Here is a 20,731-nt window from a genome sequence, read left to right on the forward strand (position 1 = left end):
CGGTCACTTGTTCTCATTACTAATTACCATTACACTGGCTATAACTATGAGATGATTATGAGGAAAGAAGGATTCTGCCATGCATCTTTACCAATTTGGCCGCATTGCGACCGACCTAGCAACCCAGAAACAGGAACTACAAACCATCGGCTTTCCCATTCGCGCGCGCAACCTCAGCAAATTAGCCCGGATGACGTTTGCACTGCTAGAACCCCAAGCACACGGTGACGTCGCCACCCATGAAGCGTGGGCTAACCGTGCCGTCGGTCCCGAAACAGACCTCAACACCTGGTTAGCTACTAACCGTGACGTTATCAAGCGGGACGACTTCTACAACGTGGCGTTGCAGTACCTCGGCTTCCAACCCCGGGTCGATTTTGACACCGCGCACCCCCGCACGTTCATGCGCGAAACCGGCTTGCCCTACCAGGACGCCGACATTAACAACCAAGACAAATTTGTGCAGGCAATTTACCTCCTCCTCAACACCCGCACCGCTAACGTGGTCACGCTGATCAACGCCCTGGCCGCCAAGGGGTTGCTGGCACACCTACCCGAACGATTTACCTTCTTCAACGGCAAGACGCTACCAACTTTTAATACGCACCAACTGATTCGGGAAGTTGTCTGGATCGAATCTGACCTCGACACGGATGGTGACGGTAAGCGGGACATGCTGGAAACCACCATCATCCGCCCGGCCGCAACGAATGCGGGGACTAAGGTACCAGCATTATTCACCGCTAACCCTTACTTCCACGGTACCAACGACCAAGACGTGGAAGCTGCGACCCACGTACCGGAACCCACCTTGGCGGTCAAACAACCAGGTACCCAGGCACCGGCAACCACGCAGGATTGGTACCCAGAGCGCCCCGATTTGCCGCACCGCCAGGCCAAAGATGTTGCCACTGCCGGTACCGTTTATGGTGACGAACCGGGTATTTACTCGCTTAACGACTACTTTCTTGCCCGCGGCTTTGCCACGGTCTACTCGGCCGGCATCGGTACCCGCGGCAGCGATGGCCTGCGCTCCACCGGTGGCCCGGACGAAACTGCTAGTGCTGTCGCCATCATCGAGTGGCTCGGCGGCCAGCGGCAGGCATTCACCACCCGGACTGGGCACACGGCCATCAAAGCTTGGTGGTGCAACGGCAACGTCGCGATGACCGGCAAATCCTACCTGGGAACACTCGCGGTGGCCGCCGCCACCAGTGGCACCCCGGCACTCAAAACGGTCATCTCCGAGGCGGCCATTTCGAGCTGGTACGATTACTATCGCGAACAGGGGCTCGTGGTGGCCCCAGGTGGGTTCCAGGGCGAAGATGCGGACGTCCTTGCAATCGACACCTACTCCCGCCAGCAAGCACCCGGTGATGCGCAGCGCGTTACCAAACAGTGGCGTAATCGCCTCGACGAATTGGCCCGGCGGCAGGACCGCCAATTTGGCGATTATAATGCCTTCTGGGATGCCCGCAATTATCGCCACCATGTGGCGCAAATTAAGTGTGACTTTGTCAGCGTCCACGGACTCAACGATTGGAACGTCAAGCCCCGCAACGTCATCAAACTACATGAAGCCCTGCGTGCGGCCGGCAGCAAAATACACCACAAAATATTCTTCCACCAGGGCCAGCACGTGTACCTAAATAACATCCGCTCGCTCGACTTTGCCGACCAGATGAACCTGTGGCTAAGCAATAAACTGCTCGGCGTCGACAACCATGCCGTCTCCGTGCTGCCTGACGTCGAAATTCAGGATAACGTTACTGCCCAAACGTGGGTCACCACGCCCGACTTTGGTGCGGGTCCTGGGGTCACCCCCAAAACCTTGCCCCTAGCCACCACGACCGACCAGACGCAAAGTTTCCAGGACCGTAGTACCGCCATTTTTAACGACCAGCATGACGACAGTGCCGGGTTCGAGCAGCACATCATTCAGCCGCAGTCGGCCTACGCGGATGTGCGCCTCTGGCTGCCACTGCTCCAACCGGATCACGACGTGGTGCTGGAAGGGACCGGCACCATCTACCTACGGGTCAAAGCCGACGCCGCGACGGCCATCATTAGTGCACGGCTAGTCGATGTCGGGAGTGCTTTTCGCTTGCAGCCCACGGCCAGTACCGTAGCCCGGGGCAACTACCCCCTGGGCTTTGACTGGCAGTACGAAAACACCTTGGAATTTGCCGCTCGCAGCCACCCCAACGACGCTCAACTGATCAGTTTCAGTCATGCGAACCTGCAAAACCCCGTTGATGGTGCCACAGCCATCGCGGTCAGTCCGGGCCAGTGGGTCGACATGCAGTTGCAGCTGCAACCGACCCGCTACCACCTACCAGCTGGCCGCCAATTGGTACTGATCATCCATGGTGCCGACATGGCGCAAACCATCCGGCCTACTGCCGCTCCGACCATCACGGTCGACCTTAGCGCTAGTCACCTGGACATCCCGTTCCGGACGGCTGCACAACACTAACTAACATCGGTAACATAAAGGCACGGCCACTTCCGCTTGGAAGTAGCCGTGCCTTGTTAGTTTCAGTGAAATTAATGCTTAGTACAGCTCCAGGTACTGCTCGCGTTCCCACTCGCTGACTTGCTGCCGATAAGCAGCCCACTCAACGTTCTTGGAATCCAAGAAGCTGTGGTACAGGTGGTCACCCAGCGCACCCTGAACGACCTCATCGTTTTCCAGATACTTCAGCGCGTTGTGCAGCGTGCTTGGCAGGTCCTGAATGTGGTTAGCCAACCGTTCCGCTGGTGCCATGCGGTAAATATTACGGTCAACCGCTTCTTCAGGCTGCAACTTTTCTGCAATTCCATCCAGGCCGGCCGTCAACATGGCGGCAATGGATAGATACGGGTTAGCCGATGGGTCAACACTGCGCATTTCCAAACGGGTAGAAACACCGCGACCGGATGGCACCCGAATGAGTGGGGACCGGTTCTTACCGGACCACGCGATGTACACCGGTGCTTCGAAACCAGGAACCAGACGCTTATAGGAATTAACGATTGGGTTGTTGATTGCCGTCAACGCCCGGGCATGGTCGAGTAGCCCCGCCAGGAAGTGCAAAGCCGTGTCGGACAATTGGCCGTCACCCTTGGCGTCATAAAAGGCGTTCTCCTGACCGCGGAACAACGACATGTTCATGTGCATCCCACTACCGTTGATGCCGTGTAGCGGCTTAGGCATGAAGGTGGCATACAAACCATGCTTGCGCGCAATGGTCTTCACTACCAGCTTGAAGGTTTGAATGTTGTCCGCAGCTTCCAGGGCATTAGCGTACTTAAAGTCCACTTCGTGCTGGCCGGGAGCAACTTCGTGGTGTGATGCCTCGACTTCAAACCCCATCTTTTCCAGCTCCAGCACGATGTCGCGCCGGCAGTTTTCACCAAGATCCAGTGGGGCCAGGTCAAAGTAGGAACCCTTGTCATTCAGCGTGGTCGTTGGCCGACCGTTCTCATCCATCTTGAAGAGGAAGAATTCTGGCTCAGGGCCAATGTTAAAGGAGCTAAAGCCAGCGGCCTGCATCTTTTCAACGACCCGCACCAGGTTATTACGGGGGTCACCGGCAAATGGCGTACCATCCGTCATATGTACCGAGCAAATAATCCGTGCAACTTTGCCGTGCTCACTGCCCCACGGGAAAATCATCCAGGTCGACAGGTCAGGGAACAGTAACATGTCACTTTCCTCGATCCGAACAAACCCATCAATACTGGAACCATCCATGGTAATCTTATTGTTAAGCACCTTTTCCAGCTGACTGATCGGCACCTCCACGTTTTTGATAATCCCGTTAATATCAGTGAACATGAGGCGCAAAAACTGAACGTTCTCCTGCTTGACGATCGTACGAATCTCATCTGCGGTGTACTGTTTACGTGCCATTAAATCAATTCTTCCTTCCTAGTTAAATCCTTGTCCAAATGGGCCCCTACCCGTTTGTGTAAAACCAGATTGGTTCAGGATGTCATCTTGGAGCATCTTCCGCGCATCCGTGTCCGTCGTCTGCCGGGCTTTCACCGCCCGCATCCGCCGAATCTCACTCAAACTGAGTCCCGATTTGCGCTGCTGTACAATACTCAACAAGACGTCTACATCTGCCAACGAAAACATGCGGTGGTTGCCCGCATTTCGTGCTGGATGCACGAAGCCCTGCGTTTCGTAGTAGCGTATCTGGCGCGCGGTCAACGTCGTCAAATCCATCACTGTACCAATCGGCAGAACGGCCCGCCGCCGCAAAATTTCTGAATTGGCCATGACCATTCCCCCCTTGATGTTGTTAAGTATAAACCACTCATAAGGGGGGTCAACCGTTTATGTTAGCTAAGCTGACATAAAGTGTGACTGGTAAGTTATTGTGCCGAACGGCCTATACCATTAATGAATTCGGCGACCCGTTGGCGCAAGGACGCGTACGTTTGTGGCTGGGTAACCAGGTCATACCAATCCGGTGCCATCTGGTTACGTAAGTAGGTCAACTGGCGTTTGGCGTACCGCCGTGAATTACGCTGTATCAGACTTACTGCGGTCGCCAAATCATACTCCCCCGCAAAGTAGGGGACCAGTTCCTTATACCCAATCGCCGCCAAGGCCTGGTTATCCGTACCGTAACGGTCGATGATGGCCCGCACCTCCGCCACTAGTCCGTGGGCAACCATTGCTTCCACCCGCGCGTTGATTCGCTGGTACAACAATTGGCGCTCCGTGGTCAGACCCACCACCAAGGTTGTATACCGTGGACTGGGGGCGGGTTGTTCGGAGAACCGGTGACCAGTTTGGTCAATGACCTCCAAGGCGCGCACCGTGCGTCGGACGTTCGCCACCGGAATCTTCCTGGCAGCAACGGGATCCCGTTGCTGCAGTGCCGCCCACGCCGCCTCGGCACCGTGCACGTCCACGAACGCCTGCCACTTACGCCGCTCAGGCTACTGCCCGCTGTCCCTAACGGTAACCCTAGGCGTAACGCGTTTAAGTAAAAGCCGGTACCACCCACCAAAATAGGAATTCGCCCACGCTGCTCAATATCGTTAATCGCCTGTCCCGCCAGCTGCACAAATTTGGCTACCGAGTACGGCTCACCAGGAGTCAGGATATTGATCAGGTGGTGGGGCACCGCTGCCAGTTCTGTCGCTGTCGGCTTGGCCGTGCCAATATCCATCCCCCGGTAAACCTGGAACGCATCCGCATTGATGATCTCGCCGGCTAAATCCTGGGCTAGCTGGATCCCGGTTGCCGTCTTGCCCACCGCGGTCGGACCCGCGACCATGATAATTTTTGGTTTGAAAGCGTTCATATTATCACCTGTATGAATTATAATAAGAAATGTAAACAATGCACCCCACCAAAGGAGGTAGTGACCATGACCCATAAATTTGCTAGGGGCTTCTTCACCGGTCTGCTCACAGCAGCTGGTGCCGTTGCCGGAACCATATATGCATTTAAGAAACTTACGTTGACCCGGTCGAGGACAAAGCGGAAGAAATTGATGCCAACCGCCGTCGCGCAGTACGCAAGTCCAAGGGCGCCCACCAGGGTTAAACACTCAGCAGGTTGGAGTTGCAGCAGTGATACTTGTGATTCCGCCGCAAACATTTTGAACATGAGCGGCACCACCAACGCGGTGGTGCCGCCCTTTTTATGTGCACGATCAGCAACCACAAAGAAGCACCCGCCTTCACCGTTCCCGGTTAATCTGCGGGTGCTTCTTTGTGAACCATCACCAGGGCGTGATGCTGGCCATGCCAATACACCACCGCCCGCGACGGCTAATACTTATTTTTCTTAGTCTTACCAGACCAGTCAGCATAGCCCTTCTTCAGCCAGTAAACGTGCTGGAAGCCCGCCTTCTTCAACATCTGAGCAGCACGGATCGACATGGCACCGGTTGTATCGTACAGGTAGACTGGTAAGTCTTTGCGTAGGCCAGTCATGCGGTCCTTAAACTGAGTCAGCGGCATGCTACGTGCACCAAGGATATGGCCACCATCAAAGTCGTTGGTTTCACGCAGATCAATGATCTGCGCCTTACGCATGTTCTCCTCGAACTCATCCGCATTGATTTCGCCACCGATGCTGCGTAGCGCCGGGTCACGATATACTTGTAAAACCAGTTGGCCGCCCAAAAAAATCAGGACGATTCCAATAGCGATGATGATTGCATTAATAATTGATAATCCTTTGGCAAACATAGCCAGACCTCTCCTTTACAACTCCATGATTTTACTTTAGGGCTAACCGGGCAGCACCAAGCACACCAGCACCGTTGCCCAACGTAGCCAGCCGAATTTCCGTCGTGTTACGCACGTTGTTAAACGCGTACTGCTTGAAGTACTTTTCGACCTGGCTACGCAAGAATTCACCAGCGGCACTCACACCACCACCAATGACCACGTAACGTGGGTTCATGGTGTTGGCAACGTTAGCCAGAGCCAAACCGAGGAAGTAGCTCACCCGGTCAACCACTTTGATAGCCAACGGGTCACCGTTTTTAGCGGCATCAAAAACGATCTTGGACGAAATTTCGTCACCATCATCCAACGTCTTCTTGATGGATGAGTTACCGGAGTACTCCTCGGCCATTTCACGGGCAACGCGAACCACGCCGGTGGCACTCGCAACCGTTTCCAAGCAGCCGTGGTTGCCACAAGTGCACAGGTAACCGTGCGGGTCGACACATACGTGCCCAATCTCGCCAGCCGAACCACCGACCCCGTGTAACAGGTGGCCGTCAGCAATGACACCCCCACCAACACCGGTCCCCAGCGTCACGAAGACCACATCCGGTTCGTTTTCACCGGCACCGCGCCAGCGTTCACCGAGAGCGGCCACGTTGGCATCATTATCGATGGTCAACGGCATGTGCGTGCCAGCTTCAATGTCCGCCTTGACGTTCTGAGACGTCTTCCAGTTCAGGTTGTACGCACCGGTCACCGTACCCGCTTGAATATCCACGGAACCGGGTGAACCCATGCCAATACCAGCAAAATCGGCGGGCTGCATCTGGTACAAGGCTAGGTGTTCGTTAATGCTATCAATAATATCTGGCACAATGTGAGCACCATCGTCCAGGACGTTAGTATCGATGCTCCAACGTTGCTGGATTTCGCCATCGGTAGTGGTGATGGCAAACTTGGTGGTGGTACCGCCAAGGTCCACACCGATTAATTTTTGGTCAGTCATTACTATGTTCCTCCGAATGTGTTTTTTTTGCGGCAGCTTCAGTGGGTGCCGTAGCTCCTCTTCGTGTGCGTGGTTTAACACCACTTTGGCCGTCGCGTAGGTCTTGCGGTCAATTAACCCGGCTTTGGCCAGCCGGTCCAACTCGATCGCTGCTAATTCCATGTCGTACAACCGCTTGCCAACGTGGATGTACGTGCCAAAACGCTTTAACAACTTCAAGACGTCATTATACGTTTCCATTACATTATCCCCGTTCCATCAACTATGAACAAGATGATTGGGACCGCAATTAGTAGTACGCCCATGAGCACCCGCTTGACCCGGCGAATGGTCCCGACCCGGGGCACACCCACCGCACCAGCGATCAAAAAGCCACCAATAAGGCCGGCAATGTGCCCAGCAATATCGATCGACGGCTGGGTGAGATCAAAGACGAGGTTGATCACCACCACGATGGCGAACTGACGCACGGCTGCATTGATCGCCGGATTATGGCGAAAGTTATCACCCAACATCAGAAACGCACCAAGGAGACCAAACAGTGACGTCGAGGCCCCGGCACCAACGGAATTGGCGCTGTCAAAGATCATCCCACCAAAGTTACCAACGATACCGCTGACCAGGTAGATGGCCAAGAAGCGCCAGTGACCAAAAACAGTTTCGGTCATCCGCCCCAAAAACCATAGCGACATCATGTTGACTAGGAGGTGCACAATGCCAATATGCAGGAAGATGGGGGTGACCAGGCGCCACCATTGCCCAAAGAAGGCAATGTACGGGTTGTACCGCGCACCTAACGCCACCAACACCTTAACCTGGGTACTACCACCCATGGCGGTTTCTAGCATGAACATACCAATCGTCACCACCAACAAAACGTAGGTGATCACCGGTTCGTTACGCCACACACCGCTAAAACGGGAATTTCGCATTGCTGCCCCCTTCCGCACTAGTTGTGCAAGCAACTCTTACAATTCTACCAATTTATTGAGCGCTTTCCAAGCCGGCGCCCGTAAAAAAAACCAACAATTCCGTCCTGAAGCGGCCGAGACCCAAAGGAAAAAAACCGCCGACCCCTTGAAGGCCTAACGGTTTCCTACTCCAACCACTCCCAACCACACGCGACGCACGCCCAGATTGGCGTTACCCGTTAATGGTCGACTGGGAAGTCGAGTAATTACTGTCCTTTTTAATGTTGTGTAACTTGTAATAATCCTGAATGATGTCGTGCGCCATGGCGGTGTTTTCCTCGCCCGCCGTCGACGTCAGGTTAGGAATGACCAGTGCGACCGCGATCTGCGGGTTCTTTGCGGGCGCAAACGCAATCAAACTGATCGTGGTGGTTTCCACCATGGACGAACTGGAATCGGTCGGATCCGAGTGGGCAAACGTCTGCGCAGTACCAGACTTTGCCGCAACCCCAGGATTGAGATCGTTCAACGCACTCACGGTCCGGTTACTATCAGACCCATGCACGGTCATCCACATCCCCTGCTTAACCAGGTTGACGTCAGCCTGCGTAGCACCAATTTTGCCCATTACTTCCGGTTGGGTGACTGATAGCACGGACTTGCTCTTGCTACTCCTACTGCTATCCGTGATCGACTGTACGAGGTACGGCCGCATCCGGTAGCCGTTGTTAGCCACCGTGCTGACGTAGTCCGCCAGTTGCATCGTGGTGTAGGCATCGTAGTTCCCGTAGGACAAGTCCAATGCGGACCCAACGGCCAGCGCGCCGTAACTATTGTGTGTGGCCCCTTCCAGCCCGGTGACTTCACCTGGCAAATCAATGCCGGTTTTGATACCCAGCCCGAACTCACCAAAGTACCGCCGCATTTTGCTAAAGATGTCGTTGTCCATATTGAGGTAACTATTGGCCGCGTACTTTGCGTGCCCTTCCTTCATGGCCAGCCGCATCATATAGATGTTACTAGAAATTTCGAGGGCGTGTTCAGCGTCAACGAACTGTACGCACCAATGTTGTACCAGGATTTCTTCACGGGTGTGCCTTTCAGGTAGATTGGCACGTCGGGTTGCGTATTATTGCTGGTGGTGATGACACCGTCTTCCAACGCCCCCAGAACCATGGCGGGCTTAACGACGGACCCCATAACGAAGGTCTGGTTAATGGTACCCAAAGCATTTTCAGTAATGGTGTTCTTCTTAAAGTTGTGCTTATAACCCGTCATCGCGAGAACCGCCCCGGTGCTGGGGTTCATCACCACGCGTAGGCCCCATCAGACAAACTAGCTGCCCCAGAACTAACCGCCGACTGGTAGTATTTCTTCACGATGCCAGCCACATCATTCTGGAACTTAGAATCAACCGTCAGGTTCAAGTTTTCACCCGCCGACCCTGCGTATTGTTTGACCGCGCTGGAAACTTGATTATTACTGTTGACCGTCACCTTGGTCTGGGACTTGCTCCCCTTGAGAACGTCTTCGTACTGCTTCTGCAGGTAGGAAGTCCCCACCCGGTCGTTACGCGAGTAGCCTTCCGTCAGGTACGCGGACAATGAATCCTGTGGTAACCCCTGCTTGGACGTGCTGACCGAACCAATAATACTCAGCATGCTCTTACCGTTAGGGTACGAGTTCGTCCAGTCCGTACCCAGGTTGACGCCGGGCATACTCGACAAGTGTTCACCCACCTGGGCAACTTCCGTCGCGGTGACGCCCGTTTCCTTCAGGTAGACCGTGGAAAACTCACTAGCGCTGTTCATCTTGTAGTATAGGGCGGCGGCAGTCTTCTGCGTACTCGTTAGTCGCGGCATCACCCGTTTAGCTGCACGCAGTTCCACCTTGTACAATTTGTTGGCACTCAACTTCAATTGCTTCTTGGTGAGTAGCTTGTTAACGCGCTTTAGGTGTTGCTTATTCGCTAGGAAGTAATCCAGTTCTTGGCGTTTGGTCAGGGTGCTCGTGTCCGCCTTAATGTACGTGGCTAAGACGTTCGCCACCTTTTCCATCTGGGCGGAGGTCACCGACACGTTCTTCGTGTAGGTAATCGCCTTATTAGCCTTATTAGAAACCATGATGCGGCCCTCAGAGTCATAAATCATCCCCCGGGGGACGGTGCCTTCGACCGTCGTGCTGCTACTACTATTAACTTCTTCCGAGAACGAACTGCCGTTAATAATCTGCAAGTAAGCTAATTGCCCCACCAACAGAGCAAACAGAACAAAGACAAAAAAAAGAATAGCAAATTTAACCGAAACGGAATCCGAGATTTTGGTCGTTGTGGTCGTGGTGTACGTATGTACTTCAACAGTGGCGCTCCTTCGTATTTTCTGTAGTTTAGTGTAACAAAGAAACCGGGCAAACACCACGGGCGTAATTTCTGGTATGCTGGTCAGTGAACGCGGTGATTCGGGCTACCAGGGGCATATAACGGCGGCCGCGTGAGCCTAATACCATTACCAAAACGGAGAGGTTTCTATGCACTGGTTTAAATCAATCAAACAGCACCCACTAACCGTAGCATTTGTCCTACCCATAATGATTATGGGGATTTACTTTGCTGTGTGCCAACACGTCTATCCCTTTGGTAATAGTAGCTTACTCACCGTAGATATGGGGCAACAATACATCGATTTTTACGCATACTTTAGACAAACCTTGCTGGGCCACCCCGGCCAGTTTTTCTACGCGTGGAACAAGGCACTGGGCGGTGACATGATCGGTGTCTGGGCGTACTACCTCATGAGCCCGTTCAATTTGGTCCTCCTGCTCGTCCCCAAATCGGGACTGGACGTCGGCATCTTGGTAATCACGCTACTGAAGTACGGCGCGGCGGGCCTCACCATGGCCTACTACTTGCAGCGGCGGGGCCTACGTAGTTGGGCACTACCTGCTTACAGTTTGGCGTATGCGCTCTCTGGTTGGATGATTGCCAACCAGTTGAACCTCATGTGGTTCGACGGTGCCATCATGTTGCCACTGGTAGCCGACGGTGTGGACCGGCTGGTCGCGGGTGAATACCGGCGCTACCCGTTACTATTAGCCGCAACCTTATTGGTCAACTATTATATTGGCTACATGGTTTGCCTGTTCATTATCGGTTACTTCTGTTTCGCCCTGGTGCGCGCCCAGTTACGCCGACCCGCCGCGTTACGGGCCACCCGCCATTTTGCCCTGACCAGTCTCCTCGGGGGTGCACTCACCGCCGTCCTGCTAGTGCCGACCTTTTTTTCAAATCACGCAAAGTAAGGGTACCTACACCACCACCAGCGTTAACTGGCGGTTCGAATATAACCCACTGCACCTCCTCAGTAAGTTGGTCGCGGGCTCCTTTAACTTTGACCAAATGCCGTCGGGACTCCCCAACATCTTTGTTAGCTCGCTGGTGACCCTCGGGGCCATCGTCTACTTTATGAACCGGCGCATCCGCTGGCAAGAACGCTTGACGGCCGGTTTGTGGAGCCTAGTACTGTTAGTATCCTTAATGTTTGAACCGTTAGACCTGCTCTGGCACGGCCTCCAATTCCCAGTTTGGTACCCCTACCGCTTCTCGTTCGTGGTCACCTTCTGGTTAGTATTGCTGGCCGCGCGGGGCTTTCAACACCTGCCCGATGGTATCAGCGTCGTGCAGATGGTGGTACTGGTTACTTTCAGCGCGGCGACGGATCTGTACGTGTGGTTGAACCTGGACCACTTCAGCTACCTCACTAAGGAGCAGGTGCTACTGACTGGACTACTAAACCTCCTAGCCATCGTGGTCCTCAGTTTGCGGGGCAACGCCCACCGCGGAACCTACATCATTATTTTACTGCTCAGCATCGCCGACATGGCCAGCAATGCGGCCTTGACCCTCAACCAGCTGGCATATGTCAGCCACTCGGACTATCACACCTACACCGAAGCTTTGCGCGCAGGTGCTCAACAGGTGCAACAACGCGACCACGGGTGGTACCGCATCGGCAAAACGGTCGGTCGGACTAAAAACGACGCCATGGAAGTCGGCTTTAATGGCACCGACCAGTTTAACTCCATGTTCGAACCGCGCGTCCCGACCTTCTTTGGCAAAATTGGCCAAGCAGACGGGGATGGATTTGTCGCGTACACGTACGGGACGGAATTTACCGACGCCTTGCTGGATACGCGCTACTGGCTCACCAAACGTGCCGGGAGTACTGCCTTTTTGCCGACCGAAAGTACGCGCGCTGACGTTGCCGACTACACGGGCATTGCCCACACCAGCAACCTGAACGTTTACCGCAACGATAACGCGTTGGGGATCGGCTTTGGGGCCAGCAAGGACATCCTGAAAACTAAGCTTACCACTGGCACCCCGCTAACCAACCAGGATCGGATCGCCTCGGCACTGACCGGCGCGCACACCACCTTCTTTGAACCGCGGGCCTTTGAATCCATCACCATGACCGACAATGTTAAGGCTATGGCCGGCGTCGGGGGCACCACCTACACCGTCAAAAAGGGCGGTGCGGCCACGTTGACCTACACGTTTATTGCCAACACCACCGAGCCGTACTACCTGACCGTAGACAGTTCCCTGACGGACAACGCCGCCACGGTGCGTTTGAACGGGCAAGAAGTGCACCTGGCCGACTCCTTCCGTAACACCGGGGTGCTTAACGTCACACCCGCCCAAGTAAATAAGGTCAACACCATTACGATCACCCTCAACAAGCAGTCCCTGTTCATCGGCAACGTAGCCTGTACCAGCTGGACACCACCAGCTTCCACCGGGCCATTAAGCAGCTACAAAGTGAGCCCCTCCACGTGACACACCACGGGAGTAACAGCTTGCGCGGACACGTGACCATCAAGCGACGGCACCAGGTACTGATGACCACCATTCCGCAGGTGCCGGGCTGGCACGTACGGTCGATGGGCACACTGTGCATCCCCACAGAGTACTGGGCCTGTTTATGACCATCCCGCTGTCCAAGGGGCACCACACCATCAAGATGTTCTACGTTCCGCCATACCTGGTGACCGGACTGTTGATCACGTTAGCAGCCCTATTCATTGGTTGGATCTGGCTCTGGCGCAACCGGCCGCGCCACGCAGCGGTGCCACGGTTCAACCACCGTATCCAGCAACTGCTACGCCGGCCACGGTAACACGCTGAAAAAGACTGGCCTTACTACTAATTGGTAGTAAGGCCAGTCTTTTTGTTGGCGGGTGCTATTCACCAACATCATTATTGGGGGCACTCACCTTGCCGTGCCGCACCGCGTACAGCGCCGCCTTGGTCCGGTCGTCGACTTCCAGTTTAGCAAGAATGTTAGACACGTGCGTTTTGACCGTCTTTAACGTAATGAACAGCTCGTCAGCGATCTCCTGATTACTTTTGCCCTGAGCAATCAAGTCCAACACTTCCCGTTCCCGATTGGTCAGGTCGTCATACAACGCCATGTCCGCCATGGCTTCATCCTTATGTTGCAACTTGTCATTGACCTCCGGAGCAATAGTACTTTGTCCACGCATAGTTTTACGAATAGCATCCGCAATTTCCGCGGCCGTGCTGGTCTTGAGGATATAACTGGCCGCGCCAGCAGCCATCGCCGGATACACCAGTTCATCGTCGATAAAACTAGTGAGGATAATCACGTGGGCTTGCGGCCAAGCAGCCAAAATTTCCTTAGTGGCCGTGACCCCATCCATTTTCGGCATCTTCAGGTCCATCAGGATGACGTCGGGCCGCTTGGCGAGCGCCTGATCACGACCGTCTAGCCCGTTCTCCGCCTCACCGATCACCTCAATATCGTCCTGGATGCCTAAGTACGACGCAATCCCCAAACGAACCATTTCGTGATCATCAACAATTAATACCTTAATCATGGTGCTCCTCCTTCGTTGTTAACGGCACCCGCACCTCGACGCTGGTACCCTGGCCGGGAAAACTAATTATCTTCACGGTGCCACCTAAACTGTGGGCCCGTTCCTCAATATTGTTGAGCCCGTAACTACCGGCATTATCAGCGGTGGTGGTGTCAAACCCCACCCCGTCGTCAATCATCCGTAACACCACGTTGCTACCAACCGTGTTAAGGTATACCTCTAATTGCTTGGCCTCGGCGTGACGGAGCGTATTACTCAACAGCTCCTGGACGATTCGAAACAAGTGATCCTCAGTGGTGGTCGCCAAATGGACATCAGCAATGTCCCACTTAATGGTGATATTGATCTTGGTCTGGAGTTCCTTGAGCAAGCCAATAATTCCGGTTCGTAGCGGTTTACCCGCCAGCGAGGTGGGCCGCAGGTGCAGTAACAACGCTCGCATTTCCGACTGGGCCGCATTGATCACCCGCTCAATCGTATCAAGTTGCTTAAGCAAGCCGCCATCGGCTAACGCCGGTTTAGCCTCCACAACCGCCCGCATGGTTGAGAGCAACATCATGGCCGCAAAGAGTTGCTGGGACACAGAATCGTGTAGCTCCCGCGCAATACGTTGCCGTTCAGCGACGACAACCGCCTCTTTGCTTTCTCCCTCCACGAGGTCAGGCTTCTTGCTGTAACGTGCAATTTCCTCTTGTAACCGAATCAATTGTTGTTGGATTGCCCGCAGTAACCGGGCGTTATCGTGACCAAACACCTTGGCGTTGACCGTCGTAGCGTTATCCGTGTCGGTATCCAAAAAGTCGCGTAACAACCGGCCCAATTCTGTTGCCATTCGCCGTTGGGTCACCCGCACGACCAGCCACACGCACGCCGTTACGACAACCCCGAGGAGGCAGGCCGCAATCACCGCAAAGATGGCCACAGGCACACCCGCAACCGGATATGACAATATGCGCCAAACGTATGCCCACTTGTGCGCCACGACTACCATCCACATCAGTACAATTTCGAGCAGAAATATTAACAAGCTAATGGCGCCCAGAATGCAAGCATAGCCCTTCTTGGTCATACCGTCACCACCTCCAGGTCACCAATCAACGCGCTAGTAATGATGCGCAACCGTCGTGGCGCGTCATCATACCCCGGAGTTGCTAAATGAATGGTTTCGTTAGCAAGGTGAAAGTCCTCCCCCGCAAAGCTGACCTTACCCGCTAGCGCCGAATGGTTCAGCTCAATACCGACCCCCAGCGGCACCAAGACGCGGGTCCGCCCAAAGCCTTTGCGGATCACCACCACGTTATCGCGTTGGGGCAAAATGGTGTTGCCCAGGTCGACGATGGTATCACCCGCCAGTACGGTAATGTTGGTGTCCTCCCACTCGAAGACAGAACTGCCAATGGTGGTATCACCAAACCATGGCTGGCGGCGGGGACGACCGGCGTTAGCGCCAAAGCCGTGCACAGACACGAACTGCTTGTGGGTCCAGGGCGTCCACTTGCCGTTCCGCGCCCGCCGCCGCAGACTCAGAAGTAACATAATGCCCCCAAACGCCAACATCCACCAGAACGCGCCGTGCACCGCCACACTGACGGTAACCGACACCGTACCAAAAACTAGGAGGAACGTGCGCCAGAAACCACTTTGACGTCCCCGCGCTATGACTAACGCGACCGCGCCCACGATCAAGAAAATCAGCGTGGGCAGATCGCTAAATAAACTAAAGCCCAAGCACAACGCCAAAATAAATTCAACGATGGCGAAAAAGTATATTCTTGACGACATGTTCCACCTCCTGCGTATATCATACCCTAACCACCCCAAATTTCGTGGGTCTCCAGACTGATTTCAGTGCGGAGAAACGTCCCCAATCGTGGGCAACCTAAAAGCGGCGGTCCTGTATGCACAGGGCCACCGCTTTGCATGAGCTGAATGGGTTTTACTTAACTGCCGTAATCTTGACTTGCATCTCACCACCAGGGGTTTGTACCGAAACGGTCTCACCCAACTTGTGGCCGATCAAGGATTCACCAATCGGGGATTCGTTACTGATCTTACCCGCCATTGGGTCCGCTTCAGCAGCACCAACAATCTGGTAGGTCTCGGGGTCGTCTTCACCAACCTCGATGAACGTGACCGACTTACCCACGGACACTTCGTCCTTGGCCACGGCGTCACTATCAATGATCTCCGCGTACCGCAACATCTGTTCAACCTGTGCGATCCGCGTTTCCAATGATGACTGCTCGTCCTTAGCGCTTTCGTACTCGGAGTTTTCGGACAGGTCACCGAAACCACGGGCAACCTTGATCCGGTTAATGACTTCCGGACGCTTGACCGTCTTTAATTCTTCCAATTCCTTTTCCAATTTGACTTTGCCATCCGCCGTCATTGGGTACGTCTTGTCTGCCATGCTAATTTACCTCTTCCTTATCTACTTAACTTAAGCCGCGCTGGTCCAGAATTGCCTGCACCTTGGTGACCAATAAATCCACTGCTACTTTGTTCTGACCACCTCGGGGATAATCAGGTCCGCGTACCGCTTGGTTGGTTCCACAAACTCGTGGTACATCGGCTTAACCGTACTCTGATACTGCTGAATAATGTCGTCCAGCGAGCGGCCCCGCTCCACAATGTCCCGCTTGATGCGGCGCAATACGCGGATATCATCGTCCGTGTCGACAAAGATTTTGATGTCCATCAACTCACGCAGTTCCTTCTCGGCGAGGATCAGGATGCCTTCAAGGATAATGACGTCCGTGGGCTCTACGTGAATCGTCTGGTTAGTCCGGTTGTGGTCGGTGTAATCGTACACCGGCTTTTCAATCGGCTGCCGGTGCAACAACCGTTGCAAGTCCGCCACCAGTAAATCGTTATCGAAGGCGAGCGGGTGGTCGTAATTAATCAACTTCCGCTGGGCAAAGGGCAAGTCACTGTGCTTGTAGTACGAATCCTGCGCAATGAGGGTCACCGACCGCGTAGCTTCAAAGTGGTCAAAAATTTTGTGCGCCACACTCGTCTTGCCAGAGGCCGAACCCCCAGTAATCCCAATCACAATGGGCTTTTGCTGTTCCATTACTTATTCATCCCCACTAGAGTTACTTGTTACTGATTGTCGCTACCAATTGCCTTAATGTTGGCATTCTGTTCCGCCAAGGTCCGGGCATACAGAATCTTCCCGGTCTTGAGGTTGGCCACAAAGTACAAGTAACCAGCACTACGGTCAGACGGATTCAACACCGCCTGGATTGATTGTAAACTGGGCTGGTTGAATGGCCCCGGGCCAAAACCAGTGTGTTTATACAAGTTATATGGAGATTTAACCGCCGTATCCTTGTTGGTTAGGTGGGTTTTATGGGTATTGAGTGCGTACATCACGGTGATATCCGATTGTAGCGGCATGCCCGCGTCCATCCGGTTGAAGAACACCCCAGCAATCTTGCGCCGACTCTTTTCCGTCACGCCTTCACGTTCAACGATCGAAGCCAAGGTGAGCACATGCTGGACGGTCAGGTTCTTTTGCTTAATGGTAGCGTAGTACGGCTTCAAGACCGTGTTGGTTTTAGCCACCATTTGGGTGACCAGTTGCTTCATGGTTTCACCCGAACTTACAGTATACGTGGCCGGGAAGAGGTAACCCTCCAACCGGTACCGCACCCCGTGCGCCTTAGCCGCTGATCCCAGTAATTGCGGGTACTTTTTGGCTAACTGCTTGAAGAACTGTTGGTCACGCATCAACTTCATGAAGCTGCGCTTAGAGATGTTACCGTTCTTCTTGGTGTACTTATCCATGCTGCTGGCAATCGTTTCGACGGTCACCCCTTCACGCACCAACACCTGGGTGCCGGCCGTGCTGCCGTTACCCATCAACGTGTTCACGACGTGCTTTAAGTCCATCGACTTAGCGACCTGAAAGGTGCCCGCCTGAAAATCACTGTAACTATTAATCTTCGCGTACAGTGCAAAGACGGTTGCGCTCTTGATGACACCCCGCTTGGCCAGCACGTCGCCAATTTGCTTGGTGCTGGCCCCACTCGGAATACGCACGCTGACGTCCTTGGTCGCGTGGGGGTCAACGGCAGCTAACGAAGTCGTGACGTACCGGTACCCCATGAACCCGACCACGGCAACGAGCGCGACCACAATGCCGATCACCCACCAAACAATACGGTGGACCATACGGTTTTGTGCGTCCCGAAACGCCCGCTTATCCAGCGACGTACCGGGGATTTTTTTGATGCTCTTGCTGTGAACCAGCCACAATCAGACCTCCAAAACGTTAATTATCTCGACCATTATATTAGAAACAACCTTAAAAAGCGATAGTTACTAACGAATTTTAGCGTTTACTTCAGTCTTGAGGGCCGCTTCCACTGCCGCCATGGCTTTTTCCACGGTCTCCTCAGTCAACGTATCATCATCACGCCGGAACGTCAGCGTGTAGGCCAAGCTGCGCGTTGCTGGTGGTAACTTTGGCCCAGCATAAACGTCAAACAGGTGCACATCCCGCAAGTAAGCCCCAGCGTTTGCCCCAATCACGGCTTCCACCGCGGCGTTGGTCGTCTTGCTGTCCAACAGCAGCGCTACGTCACGCGTCATTGCCGGGAATTTTGGTGCTGGCTTGACGGTCTTATCTGCCCGCGCGGCTGTGAGCAACGGCTCCAAGTTCAGTTCGAACACAAACGTTTGTGGGAGGTTATGCGCCGCTTCGTACTGCGGGTGCAACCGCCCCAGCAACCCAATGCGGGCGTCGTCCAACATGACGTAGGCGGACTGGCCGGGGTGCATGCTGGCCGGCAAGTCGGCAGTGGTGTAGGTCACCGTGCCGTCGAGGTTATAATCATCCAGCAACATGGCAACGATCCCCTTGGTGACGTAGAAATCAACTGGCTGCACCGGCTGGTTCCATTCCTTGTTGGCAAAGTTGCCCGTCAACACACCCGCGACGTAATTGTGTTCGGCTGGCCGGTGCTGATCCTGCTGCCGAATGAAGACCCGCCCCTGTTCGTACAGCGACGTCAGTTTCCTTACGGGCTACGTTGTAGCGGACCGCGTCCAGCAATCCGGTCAGCATGTTTGCCCGCAATTCCTGGTGATCAACCGTCATTGGCCAAGCTAACTTAGTCGTGGCGTTTCTTTCCAAACCAAATTCGTTGGCCTGGCCTTCCCCGCGCAGTGAGTAGGTGATGGCTTGGTCCAACCCGGCTCCCTGTAGCAACGTCCGGTTCCGCCGTAACCGCCGCTGGACGGAGTTCAACGTCCCCACCGTCATGGTTGCTGTGGGTAAGGTAGCGGGTAAGTTGTCGTAACCGTAGATCCGAGCAACTTCCTCGATCAGATCGGGCACAATAAAGATATCCCAGCGCCGAGCCGGCACTGATACCTGCATCTGGTCACCCTCGCCGGTCACGCCAAAGCCGAGCCGGTCAAAGATGCCTCGCACCGTCGCCGCGTCGAGCGTAGTCCCCAGCACGTGGTTAATTTGGTCAGTGGTAATGGCAATAACTTTAGGGGCACCGCTCACACTGGTAGCCGTGGCAATGCCATGCGCTACCGTACCGCCACCCAGCTCAGTTGCCATCCGGGCTGCCGTATCCAGGGCGGTAATAATGCTGGATTCGTCGATCCCCTTTTCAAAACGGGAACTGGCCTGACTACGCAAATCATAGCGCTGCGCCGTTTTGCGGATGCTCGTCCGGTTAAAGACGGCCGATTCAAATACCACCGTCGTCGTGCTGCCCGTAATTTCGGAGTTCAATCCACCCATCACCCCAGCTAGAGCTAGTGGGGTATCGCCGTTACTAATAACAATGTCATCCGGTGTCAATGTCCGGTCCGTCCCGTCCAGGTGGTCAATGCTTCACCATCCGTAGCACGGCGGACCCGGACGGTCCCGTTACCGACTTTGTCGTAATCAAACGCGTGCATTGGCTGCCCAAAGTACAGCATGATGTAGTTCGTAATGTCCACAATGTTGTTGAGTGGCCGAATACCGGCATTCCATAAGCGCCGCTGAAGCCACAGTGGGCTGTCTTGGACGTGCACACCCGTCACGACCCGCAAGTTGTAACTAGGCGCATCGTCGGGGTCATCAACGCTCACCTGAAGGTAGTCACCAACCGGCTGACCGTCGTCCACCACGGGCTGATCATCAAAGTGCGGCTTGTTGCCGTAAGTGGCACCAACTTCCCAAGCTACACCGCGCATACCTAAGGCATCGGCACGGTTGGGCGTGATGTCAAAGTCGAGCACGGCATCGTGCATGCCGAGCACTGCCATAGCATCCGTTCCGGGCTTGATGTCTTCGTTCAAAACGTAAATGCCATCGGCGTACTTCTTTGGTGCCACACTGTCGCTAAAGCCGATTTCCTGCAAAGCACAAATCATGCCGTCGCTCACTTCACCACGCAACTTGCCCCGCTTGATCTTCTGGTTATTGGCAATACGTGCCCCAGGCAGCGCCACGATGACCGTCTGCCCGGCCGCCACGTTGGGTGCACCACAGACAATCTGCCGCAACTCATCCTCGCCGGTATCCACCATGCAAATGTGCATGTGGTCGGAGTTGGGGTGCATACGGATACTCTCAATGTGGCCGACGACGATTTTCTTTTTCCCTTCATCGCGCCGCGTGACACTAGGAACCTCGATCCCGGTCCGGGAAACTTTATCCGCCAACTCTTCGGGGCCAACGGGCACATCAACTAACTCTGTTAACCAATCATATGAAACATCCATG

The 20,731-nt window shown here is 54.5% G+C and carries 12 protein-coding genes and 7 pseudogenes; 4 read left to right on the forward strand and 15 right to left on the reverse strand.

Annotation, left to right across the window (positions count from 1 at the left end):
• The first annotated feature begins 79 nt into the window (after positions 1-79).
• A complete protein-coding gene (locus tag JCM13996_RS03050) occupies positions 80-2,476 on the forward strand; it encodes a Xaa-Pro dipeptidyl-peptidase (RefSeq protein WP_054749529.1) in 2,397 nt (798 codons plus the stop codon).
• Positions 2,477-2,554: 78 nt separating this feature from the next.
• Here JCM13996_RS03050 and glnA read toward each other — a convergent pair whose 3' ends face one another.
• The 3 genes and pseudogenes from glnA to miaA all read right to left on the reverse strand — a co-directional run bounded on the left by glnA (position 2,555) and on the right by miaA (position 5,303).
• Positions 2,555-3,895, reverse strand: coding sequence for a type I glutamate--ammonia ligase (glnA, locus tag JCM13996_RS03055; protein ID WP_054749530.1), 1,341 nt, complete (start codon positions 3,893-3,895; stop codon positions 2,555-2,557).
• 18 nt (positions 3,896-3,913) lie between these two features.
• Positions 3,914-4,267, reverse strand: a complete 354-nt coding sequence (locus tag JCM13996_RS03060) for a MerR family transcriptional regulator (RefSeq protein ID WP_054749531.1) — start codon at positions 4,265-4,267, stop codon at positions 3,914-3,916.
• A gap of 95 nt (positions 4,268-4,362) precedes the next feature.
• A pseudogene (gene miaA, locus JCM13996_RS13095) lies at positions 4,363-5,303 on the reverse strand (tRNA (adenosine(37)-N6)-dimethylallyltransferase MiaA).
• 66 nt (positions 5,304-5,369) lie between these two features.
• Here miaA and JCM13996_RS10765 point away from each other — a divergent pair.
• Positions 5,370-5,548, forward strand: a pseudogene (locus tag JCM13996_RS10765) (DUF3042 family protein).
• A gap of 227 nt (positions 5,549-5,775) precedes the next feature.
• Here JCM13996_RS10765 and JCM13996_RS03075 read toward each other — a convergent pair.
• The 5 genes and pseudogenes from JCM13996_RS03075 to JCM13996_RS03090 form a co-directional block, all read right to left on the reverse strand.
• Entirely contained in the window at positions 5,776-6,177 is a 402-nt protein-coding gene (locus JCM13996_RS03075) for a rhodanese-like domain-containing protein (RefSeq protein WP_054749677.1), read from the reverse strand.
• A gap of 52 nt (positions 6,178-6,229) precedes the next feature.
• Positions 6,230-7,189, reverse strand: coding sequence for an ROK family glucokinase (locus JCM13996_RS03080; protein WP_054749679.1), 960 nt, complete (start codon positions 7,187-7,189; stop codon positions 6,230-6,232).
• 72 nt (positions 7,190-7,261) lie between these two features.
• A pseudogene (locus JCM13996_RS11485) lies at positions 7,262-7,429 on the reverse strand (YqgQ family protein); the annotation flags it as partial.
• On the reverse strand, positions 7,429-8,121 hold the full coding sequence (locus tag JCM13996_RS03085; protein ID WP_054749533.1) for a rhomboid family intramembrane serine protease: 693 nt from the start codon (positions 8,119-8,121) through the stop codon (positions 7,429-7,431). The gene JCM13996_RS03085 and the pseudogene JCM13996_RS11485, both read right to left, overlap by 1 nt.
• Positions 8,122-8,332: 211 nt before the next feature.
• A pseudogene (locus JCM13996_RS03090) lies at positions 8,333-10,456 on the reverse strand (peptidoglycan D,D-transpeptidase FtsI family protein).
• 170 nt (positions 10,457-10,626) lie between these two features.
• On the opposite strand from JCM13996_RS03090, the gene JCM13996_RS12305 reads away from it, so the two are divergent.
• Positions 10,627-11,397: a YfhO family protein gene (locus tag JCM13996_RS12305; RefSeq protein WP_054749534.1), complete on the forward strand. Its 771-nt coding sequence runs from the start codon at positions 10,627-10,629 to the stop codon at positions 11,395-11,397.
• A pseudogene (locus tag JCM13996_RS11490) lies at positions 11,384-13,274 on the forward strand (YfhO family protein). The gene JCM13996_RS12305 and the pseudogene JCM13996_RS11490 overlap by 14 nt, the downstream one beginning before the upstream one ends.
• 64 nt (positions 13,275-13,338) lie before the next feature.
• On the opposite strand, the gene JCM13996_RS03110 reads toward JCM13996_RS11490, so the two are convergent.
• The 7 genes and pseudogenes from JCM13996_RS03110 to pheT all read right to left on the reverse strand — a co-directional run bounded on the left by JCM13996_RS03110 (position 13,339) and on the right by pheT (position 20,730).
• Positions 13,339-13,995, reverse strand: coding sequence for a response regulator transcription factor (locus tag JCM13996_RS03110; RefSeq protein WP_054749537.1), 657 nt, complete (start codon positions 13,993-13,995; stop codon positions 13,339-13,341).
• The gene (locus JCM13996_RS03115; protein WP_054749538.1) at positions 13,988-15,064 is read right to left on the reverse strand and encodes a sensor histidine kinase; all 1,077 of its coding nucleotides are present in this window, start codon (positions 15,062-15,064) and stop codon (positions 13,988-13,990) included. Before JCM13996_RS03115 ends, JCM13996_RS03110 begins: the two co-directional genes overlap by 8 nt.
• Positions 15,061-15,777 (reverse strand): cell wall-active antibiotics response protein LiaF, encoded by a 717-nt coding sequence (gene liaF, locus JCM13996_RS03120; protein WP_054749539.1) that lies wholly within the window; start codon positions 15,775-15,777, stop codon positions 15,061-15,063. The genes JCM13996_RS03115 and liaF overlap by 4 nt, the downstream gene beginning before the upstream one ends.
• A gap of 154 nt (positions 15,778-15,931) precedes the next feature.
• Positions 15,932-16,405 (reverse strand): transcription elongation factor GreA, encoded by a 474-nt coding sequence (greA, locus tag JCM13996_RS03125; RefSeq protein ID WP_054749540.1) that lies wholly within the window; start codon positions 16,403-16,405, stop codon positions 15,932-15,934.
• Between the two features lie 25 nt (positions 16,406-16,430).
• Positions 16,431-17,068 (reverse strand): annotated as a pseudogene (udk, locus tag JCM13996_RS03130) (uridine kinase).
• 29 nt (positions 17,069-17,097) lie between these two features.
• Positions 17,098-18,171 (reverse strand): endolytic transglycosylase MltG, encoded by a 1,074-nt coding sequence (gene mltG, locus JCM13996_RS03135; RefSeq protein WP_082383794.1) that lies wholly within the window; start codon positions 18,169-18,171, stop codon positions 17,098-17,100.
• A 150-nt stretch (positions 18,172-18,321) separates the two neighbouring features.
• Positions 18,322-20,730 (reverse strand): annotated as a pseudogene (gene pheT / locus JCM13996_RS03140) (phenylalanine--tRNA ligase subunit beta).
• Position 20,731: the final 1 nt, after the last annotated feature.

The sequence above is a fragment of the Lacticaseibacillus thailandensis DSM 22698 = JCM 13996 genome, from assembly GCF_001312865.1.
GTDB lineage: Bacteria > Bacillota > Bacilli > Lactobacillales > Lactobacillaceae > Lacticaseibacillus > Lacticaseibacillus thailandensis.

Coding starts and splice junctions, on each gene's coding strand:
- JCM13996_RS03050 (WP_054749529.1), top strand. CDS start 80: ATGCATCTTTACCAATTTGGCCGCATTGCGACCGACCTAGCAACCCAG.
- glnA (WP_054749530.1), bottom strand. CDS start 3,895: ATGGCACGTAAACAGTACACCGCAGATGAGATTCGTACGATCGTCAAG.
- JCM13996_RS03060 (WP_054749531.1), bottom strand. CDS start 4,267: ATGGCCAATTCAGAAATTTTGCGGCGGCGGGCCGTTCTGCCGATTGGT.
- JCM13996_RS03080 (WP_054749679.1), bottom strand. CDS start 7,189: ATGACTGACCAAAAATTAATCGGTGTGGACCTTGGCGGTACCACCACC.
- JCM13996_RS03085 (WP_054749533.1), bottom strand. CDS start 8,121: ATGCGAAATTCCCGTTTTAGCGGTGTGTGGCGTAACGAACCGGTGATC.
- JCM13996_RS12305 (WP_054749534.1), top strand. CDS start 10,627: ATGCACTGGTTTAAATCAATCAAACAGCACCCACTAACCGTAGCATTT.
- JCM13996_RS03110 (WP_054749537.1), bottom strand. CDS start 13,995: ATGATTAAGGTATTAATTGTTGATGATCACGAAATGGTTCGTTTGGGG.
- JCM13996_RS03115 (WP_054749538.1), bottom strand. CDS start 15,064: ATGACCAAGAAGGGCTATGCTTGCATTCTGGGCGCCATTAGCTTGTTA.
- liaF (WP_054749539.1), bottom strand. CDS start 15,777: ATGTCGTCAAGAATATACTTTTTCGCCATCGTTGAATTTATTTTGGCG.
- greA (WP_054749540.1), bottom strand. CDS start 16,405: ATGGCAGACAAGACGTACCCAATGACGGCGGATGGCAAAGTCAAATTG.
- mltG (WP_082383794.1), bottom strand. CDS start 18,171: ATGGTCCACCGTATTGTTTGGTGGGTGATCGGCATTGTGGTCGCGCTC.